Source organism: Ensifer sp. Root1252 (genome assembly GCF_001425885.1).
In the GTDB taxonomy this organism is placed as follows: domain Bacteria; phylum Pseudomonadota; class Alphaproteobacteria; order Rhizobiales; family Rhizobiaceae; genus Ensifer; species Ensifer canadensis.
Map to the genome: position 1 here is coordinate 287,320 of NZ_LMDT01000056.1, position 6,848 is coordinate 294,167.

Consider the following 6,848-nt stretch of genomic DNA (forward strand, 5'->3'; position numbering starts at 1 on the left):
TTAGATTGAGGCATCCTCCCGCCGCGTTACAGGAGAACATCATGTCCTACGATTGGGAAGGTGCGCGCCGCCGGCGATTCAGACAGGCAAGGCTTTGGCTCCTGGTGGCTCTGGCCGCATGGTTAGTTGCGCTTGCGATGGCTCCGTAGCGACCGCTCAATTAGAGGCTTCTCCCACCCAAAAGGTGCGTCTTCGAAACATCGGACGTGGTTTTGGTGGCACTCCATCATGTTTCTGAAAGCTGGCCTTTTCATCTTTTTTGAAGAGGCCGTTTTTTCAGCACGTTTCGCGCTGGCGAGCATTTCTCGGCTTCGGGCAAGGTTCCGCCTGCCCTCTCGAATGGGTCGGCCTTTGCGCCAGCGGCGTCTGGACGAATGCGGAATGTGTAAGGCACGGGGAAGGGCAGTAGATGGCAGCCACAGAAACAACAGCGACGGTCCATCGCCAGCTTGGCGAACTGACGGCAGGAATGCGCGCCTTGCAGGACACATTGCGCCGGATCGAAGAGGGCGCCGACCGCGCCGAGGATAAGGCGGCCGAAAGTCGCGCGGGCGTGCATCGCCGCATGGATGAGCTTGTCGGTCGCGTTGTTCATCTCCAAACGTCAACGGCAACGATTGTTGCCGACGTTGTGGAGATGAAACCGGTCACCGATGACGTGAAGCGTTGGAACCTGATGGGGGCGGTGCGCTCGGGGTCACCGGTATTGCGGCGATGGCTTTCCGCGCGCGAGTTTCGCCGAGGCAATCAGGCGCATTGTTTTTGTAGTAAGGGGTAACACGGAGCGCCTTCAGTCGGCCAACCCGTCGCCCACGGCGCGGGTTCTGATTGCTATCTAGTCACCCGTGGAGCCATTGTCAGTATCGCCGCCACCGCCGAAGCCGGAATCACCACCGCCATTGCCAGGATCGCCGCCGCCGCCGAAGCCGGAATCACCGCCGCCATTGCCATGATCGCCGCCACCCCCGAAGCCGGAATCACCGCCGCGAGTACCAGGATCGCCACCACCGCCGTGGCCGGAATCACCGCCGCCAGTACCAGGATCTCCACCACCGCCGTGGCCGGAATCACCGCCGCCAGTACCAGGATCGCCGCCACCGCCGTGGCCGGAATCACCGCCGCGAGTACCAGGATCACCACCACCGCCGTGGCCGGAATCACCACCGCGAGTACCTGGATCACCACCACCGCCGTGGCCGGAATCACCGCCGCGAGTACCAGGATCGCCACCACCGCCGGAGCCGGAATCACCGCCGCCAGTACCCGGACCGCCGGCACCGCCGCCAGTGCCTGGACCGCCGGCACCGCCGCCGCCCGGGGGGGTGTTACTATTCGATGTTGCGATTGCATTTATGGCCGGGATCGGCTGACATTTTTCTCCTCCGCCATCATTGATGATGTTGGCCGCTCCACGCGCGCTACACTGACCCGGGAAAATGGAGCGCTCAGTGATTTGCCCTTGCGCCGGGACGGCTATTGTTAAGAAACCTGCCGACACCACGGCCAGACCGGTGCTTATTAGAAGCTCACGTACCACGTTCATTTCGACCTCACTAAATTAGATATCGGTTAAATAACCTTGAGTGAGGAAAATGGTTCCTTAGGGCGCTCAGCTTGGGATCTTTGCAGCTTAGACGTTTTCCGCCTGTCGTGCGTTAATGCGTCATGGCTAAAACCTTAAGAAAGAAACCGCCTCCTGGGCCAACGGCGGATCCCATGCCGGATCGCGCCAGCTCTTTGTGGATCGCGTCAAAGGCCACAAGCAGCTGATGAAACTCGCAATCGAGGAGATGGAAAATTTTGCAAAGGAGAAAGTTAACGAAATTCAGTCGGGATCGTCCAGCCAGAGCCTGGCAGGGATGTTGAACACTGAAATAGCAACACTGTTGCGCGGAGGAGGAGACATAGGCCCGCGTGAGCCCGAGGAACTGCAGTGGAGAGCAGGATTCTATGTCTTTGGCGCGCGATATTCAGGTCGCCGAGCTGAGTTTCGTGGTGACTGGCAACCCAGCGAGGAAGAGGCGCGGGCTCAGGTCACGCCTGGTGGGACAGAGAAAACGACCGACTGCACGGATTGTGCACGTGCAAGCCGTGCAATTCGCGATTTGTTCCGCGCAATTATCAGCTTTGACGCTGCATGCCCGGCGGTATCCGTTTCATGTGAGCGTCTGTCGCACTTGTCTTCGAAGCCCGGCGCGGCGCTATTCGTCTACGTAGCGGAGTTCGTACCACCACCGAACATTGCTGCAGGTAGGGCAGTCACCGTAAAGAACACTGCCGCCACAGGTGGTGCAAGTGACCAATACTTGCCTCTGCACGCGCCTCCTGGGCTGGGGCGCGCAGCTGGCTTTACGCACTTTTGGTGGGAAGGGTGTGTCGTCAGCGACCTTGGTGATGACCGCTGATACGATGCTTGCGATGAACAAGTATCCAGCAATCCAACCGAGGTCGCCGTCTTTATAAAGGAGCGCGAAAGCGCCGATCGCCATTGCAGCTACACAGGTACCTCCGCTGACCCACCGAAAAAAGGGAAAGCTGAACTTGCGGTGCCAGTAGACCCACACCCACGTGGCGACCAACAAAGCGGTTCCCAGCAAAAATTGGTCGTTTCGAGAGATGGACGTCGTTGTAAGCAGGCTGGCCCACAGCACGGCGATGACGCAAATCGATGTGATAAAGCCTGTCCAACCCACCAGCTTGCCTCCTGAGAGTGAAGCTCAGCATTCTCTAGGTTGAAAACTTTTGCAATTCGCCCGTTGGGACTACCTGTGATCGAAGCTCATATCCAGTTCGATCTCTCCCGCTTTGAGCGGTCGTTGCCCTGGCGCCTTCGGTGCGGCCGGCACGGTATTGCTGGAAACGAACTCGCCTTTGGCCCAAAGGCCAGCCTCGGCGGCGCGCCGGTTAGATCCGTGGATATAGCCGGTTCGATCGAGGAATTCTCTATTGCCGCCTTGTCGAGATTCGGCCGCCCAAACCCATCGAGTTCCGCAAAGTCCTTGGTCCAGAACGGAACTGAAGCCGCATTCAGTGCCAACGCGGCAAGATGTGCCGCCGTATGTGTGACCGAAAGTGGCTTACGTCTGCGCGGTTCAACCGCGAAGCGTACTTCCTCACTGATATAGGCGCCGAGGTCGCGATCTGACTGAACGATATATGACCACGCCCTGCCATTCGCCCTCCCCCTTCCTGACGGTTTTGGCTTCCTCCCCAATCAAAAGCACGCCGGCGTCAGTATCGACCAAGCCTGTCCAGGCATCTGCAATCTCAACGACTTCCCATCCGCAAAGATGACCTGCCCTAGATCGGCGGGTTGGTCCGCCTTGTCCGGTGGGGCACCGCCCGGGAAGGTAACGAAGGTGCCGGTCTTCATCGAAGTATCGAATTTCATGCGTCTGCCTTCTCGATATGCGCGCCAATCGATATGTTGGGCAGAGAAAGCGTGGCTTCCATGAAGGTCACAGCGTTGCCGCGAAGATTAACGCGGTCATTGGTCAGTTCGCAGTCTAGCCATCCGCCGCGTGCCGACGCCTGATAGGCCATGAGCTTGTCGTGGCCCAATCGCGCAACCCCATAGGGCACGAGCGTAGCGTGGATTGACCCCGTAACCGGGTCTTCGGGTATGCCCGCGCCGGGGGCAAGTTGCGCGACACGAAATCCGCCTTTGCGCCCTCGGCTTCCTGCCCCGTCACAACAAGGCCGACAGGGCCGAGGTTGGCAATGGCTGCAAGGTCGGGAACGAAACCGCGCACGGGCTGTCGCAAGGGTGGCGTGCCCGCAGAAATCGACCTCATGAGCCGGGGCAAACCAGCGCAGATCCCACGCCCCATCGGGGCGGGCTTTGACGAACGCTGTCTCAGCCAGGTTGCGCGCTTCGCAAAAGCTGGACATTGATTCCGCTAAATCCCGGACAGCGCTTTCACTAAAGTCCGGACAGTTTGACGAGGTTGGTCCTCGGCAGCCTGNATGCCGCTTCAACTCTCGTCATAAGGGTGCAAGACACGCTGGCACAACAAACGACGTTCGCGGCGCGTCAAACGGCGGGGATCGCGACTGCTCTAAAGAAAGTGGGTGCTGAGCTCGAAAAGGGTGATCAGCCGGAAGTAGGACGATACGCAAAGCAGATCGGCGCAAGTGTCGCAGCGGTTGCAAGGAATATGGAAGGCCGAGACCTCGGTGAAATAGCCGGAATGGCCGAAGATTTTGGCCGCAAGCACCTCAATGCGCGCTTCGCAAAAGCTGGACATTGATTCCGCTAAATCCCGGACAGCGCTTTCACTAAAGTCCGGACAGTTTGACGAGGTTGGTCCTCGGCAGCCTGGTTACCATCAGGGTTGATTGATTTCGCCGTTTTCCACAGCCGTCAAGAGGGGAGCGCTTTTTTGCTTTCGCATGCTCTCGCCCCGGAGGGTGATGCGGTGAGCATTGTGTACGATGCGGTCGAGTATGGCGTCGGCGACGGTGCTGTCGGCAATAAGGTCGTGCCAGCTTGCCACGGGGACTTGGGCTGTGATCAGGGTGGATTTTCTCTGATAGCGCTCCTCGACGATTTCGAAGAGGTGGAAGCGCTGCTGATCGGAGAGCGCATGTGTTCCAAAGTCATCGAGGATGAGGAGCTGGACGCGGGTGAGCTTGTCGATGAGGCGAGGGAAAGAGCCATCGAGGCGGGCAAGCGCGAGATCCTCGAACATGCGCGGCACGCGCACATAGAGGACGGAGTGACCGAGCCTTGCCGCTTGCCTGCCGAAGGCGCAGGCCAACCATGACTTGCCGGTGCCGGTGTGGCCGGTGATGATCAGGCCCTCATGGGCGGTGAGCCATTGCCCCTGGGCCAGCGCCATGGTGTTGCGCCGGTCGAGACCGCGGGCAGCGGCGAAGTCGATATCTTCGATACAGGCCTGGGCAAAGCGTAGCTTGGCGGAGGCGAGCCGGTTACGGATGCGCTTGTCGGCGCGCAGGGCGACTTCGCGGTCGAGCATCAGGCCGAGCCACTCATCGCGGCTGAGCTCATTGGTGCCGGACTGCTCGGTCAATTCGCGCCAGGCGGCGGCCATGCCCGTCAGCCCGAGGGCCTGCATCTGGTCGAGGGTGGGGTTTGTCAGCATTCTTGCTTCCTTCACTGATAGTAGGATCGGCCACGGATATTGGTGTGCGCAGGCGTGGGGGCCGCATGTTCAGCCTGCGGTCTTTCCCGGTCGAGGCCGGATTTGAGGATGGAGGCGACGGAGGAATAGGTGACGGCATTGATGGTGAGCGCCCGCTCACAGGCCGCATCGAGGCGCTGCGATCCATAGCGCGGGGCCAGCGACAGAATGCCCATGGCCGAGCGGTATCCCTGTTCCGGATGCGGCCTGTCGCGCATCATGCGTTCGACCAGGATGGCGGCATTGGGGCCGATCTGGGTCGCACGGCCGATCAGATTGGCCGGCGTGGTGTTGGCATAGCGCTGATGTGCCTTGGGCATATGGTCGTTGATGGTAACGTGGCCGGAACGCTGGGAGCGGCGGACATGGCTGGCGACACGCTGGTGATCGTGGAAGATCTCGACTACCCGGTGGGTGAGCCGCACCTGCAGGGTGCATCCGATCAGTCGATGCGGCACAGAGTAGAAGGTCTTGTCGACCTCGACATGATAGTCCGGGTGAACCTTCGCCGACTTCCATTCCGCATATTCGAACGGCATCACCGGCAAAGGCTTCAATGCTGCCCGCTCGATCTCCTCGAACAGTTCGCGGCGACTTTTGCCGACGTGGCGCATCGTCCGGTTGTTCAGCTCCTCGAGCAATTCGGCAATCGCCGTGTTGAGGGCGGCAAGCGAGAAGAAGGTGCGGTTCCTGAGCCGGGCCAGAATCCAGCGTTCCACGATCAGCACCGCGCCTTCGACCCGGCCTTTGTCGCGCGGTTTCCTGCTGCGTGTCGGCAGGATCGTGGTGTCGTAATGCTCCGCCATGGCGGCGAACGTCGCAGTCAACGTCGGCTCGAACCAAAGGGCCTTGGCCACCCCCGATTTGAGGTTGTCGCACACGATTGCCTTGGTGACCCCACCATAGAAGGTCAGAGCACGCACCTGGCCGTCGATCCAATCCGGCAACTGCTGGCTAAAGCTGGCATGGGCGAAGGTCAGGTTGGAGGCGCCCAGCACCGCGACAAAGATTTGGGCCGGATGGATGACACCGGTCGCCGGATCGATCACCGGCATCGTCGGCCCGGCATAGTCCGTCTGCATCACGGCGCCCGCCGCGTGCCGATTGCGGAACGCTACACTCGTGCGCTGCCTAAAGGCGGCAACCTGCTCGCAGAACCACGTGAAGCCGTAACCATCGGGATGGTTGGCACGGTATTCCTGCCATAGAAGCGTCAGCGTCACCCCTTTGCGCTTCAGCTCCCGAACCACCACCGCCCAGTCCGGCTCGCTGAGATCGCGCGGCGGTCGACCGGCTCGGCCGAACAGCCGCCGCTCCAGCTTTGCATCCTCGTCCGCGCCGACTGGCAACGGCCACGAAAGCCCGGCCTCCCGAGCTCGAAGCAAATAGGTCGATACCGAGCTCTTGCCGATCTTCAGCCGCTCGGCAATCTCGCGCACCGAAAGACCCTCTTCGTGGGTCAGGCGCAGAATCGTCCGGATATCCCTCACTGTCGTTCGTCTTGCTTGCTTCCGTCTCGCCATCGGCCCCTCTCAACGTTGTCGTGAGAGGCTTAACCAACAAGACGGCGCAGCCGCGAACCAACCGCCAAACCGCCGCCGGAAAACTGTCCGGGATTTAGCGGAATCACTGTCCGGGAATTACTGAAAACGGTGTCCGGAGATTACCGGAAACCCTGTCCGGACTTTGCCGAAACCCGCAGCC

The 6,848-nt window shown here is 60.4% G+C and carries 7 protein-coding genes; 2 read left to right on the forward strand and 5 right to left on the reverse strand.

The features are described 5' to 3' along the window. The first annotated feature begins 409 nt into the window (after nt 1-409). Nucleotides 410-778 (forward strand): DUF1515 family protein, encoded by a 369-nt coding sequence (locus ASD02_RS33470; protein ID WP_063978412.1) that lies wholly within the window; start codon nt 410-412, stop codon nt 776-778. A gap of 53 nt (nt 779-831) precedes the next feature. Here ASD02_RS33470 and ASD02_RS38840 read toward each other — a convergent pair whose 3' ends face one another. Next, nucleotides 832-1,305, reverse strand: a complete 474-nt coding sequence (locus ASD02_RS38840; protein ID WP_156408528.1) for a hypothetical protein — start codon at nt 1,303-1,305, stop codon at nt 832-834. Between the two features lie 464 nt (nt 1,306-1,769). On the opposite strand from ASD02_RS38840, the gene ASD02_RS38845 reads away from it, so the two are divergent. Continuing rightward, nucleotides 1,770-2,405 (forward strand): hypothetical protein, encoded by a 636-nt coding sequence (locus ASD02_RS38845; RefSeq protein ID WP_156408529.1) that lies wholly within the window; start codon nt 1,770-1,772, stop codon nt 2,403-2,405. Between the two features lie 809 nt (nt 2,406-3,214). Here ASD02_RS38845 and ASD02_RS38850 read toward each other — a convergent pair. The 4 genes from ASD02_RS38850 to istA form a co-directional block, all read right to left on the reverse strand. Then, nucleotides 3,215-3,391: a hypothetical protein gene (locus ASD02_RS38850; protein WP_156408530.1), complete on the reverse strand. Its 177-nt coding sequence runs from the start codon at nt 3,389-3,391 to the stop codon at nt 3,215-3,217. Next, nucleotides 3,388-3,891: a PhzF family phenazine biosynthesis protein gene (locus ASD02_RS37845; protein WP_244494335.1), complete on the reverse strand. Its 504-nt coding sequence runs from the start codon at nt 3,889-3,891 to the stop codon at nt 3,388-3,390. Before ASD02_RS37845 ends, ASD02_RS38850 begins: the two co-directional genes overlap by 4 nt. Before the next feature lie 437 nt (nt 3,892-4,328). Beyond that, entirely contained in the window at nt 4,329-5,105 is a 777-nt protein-coding gene (gene istB / locus ASD02_RS33490; protein ID WP_025428902.1) for an IS21-like element ISRsp2 family helper ATPase IstB, read from the reverse strand. An 11-nt stretch (nt 5,106-5,116) separates the two neighbouring features. Next, a complete protein-coding gene (istA, locus tag ASD02_RS33495; RefSeq protein ID WP_025428901.1) occupies nt 5,117-6,667 on the reverse strand; it encodes an IS21 family transposase in 1,551 nt (516 codons plus the stop codon). Nucleotides 6,668-6,848 lie beyond the last annotated feature (181 nt).

Excerpts from the sequence above, each read along its gene's own strand:
- ASD02_RS38850 (WP_156408530.1), bottom strand. The coding sequence starts at position 3,391 with ATGAAATTCGATACTTCGATGAAGACCGGCACCTTCGTTACCTTCCCG.
- istB (WP_025428902.1), bottom strand. The coding sequence starts at position 5,105 with ATGCTGACAAACCCCACCCTCGACCAGATGCAGGCCCTCGGGCTGACG.
- ASD02_RS37845 (WP_244494335.1), bottom strand. The coding sequence starts at position 3,891 with ATGTCCAGCTTTTGCGAAGCGCGCAACCTGGCTGAGACAGCGTTCGTC.
- ASD02_RS38845 (WP_156408529.1), top strand. The coding sequence starts at position 1,770 with ATGAAACTCGCAATCGAGGAGATGGAAAATTTTGCAAAGGAGAAAGTT.
- ASD02_RS33470 (WP_063978412.1), top strand. The coding sequence starts at position 410 with ATGGCAGCCACAGAAACAACAGCGACGGTCCATCGCCAGCTTGGCGAA.
- istA (WP_025428901.1), bottom strand. The coding sequence starts at position 6,667 with ATGGCGAGACGGAAGCAAGCAAGACGAACGACAGTGAGGGATATCCGG.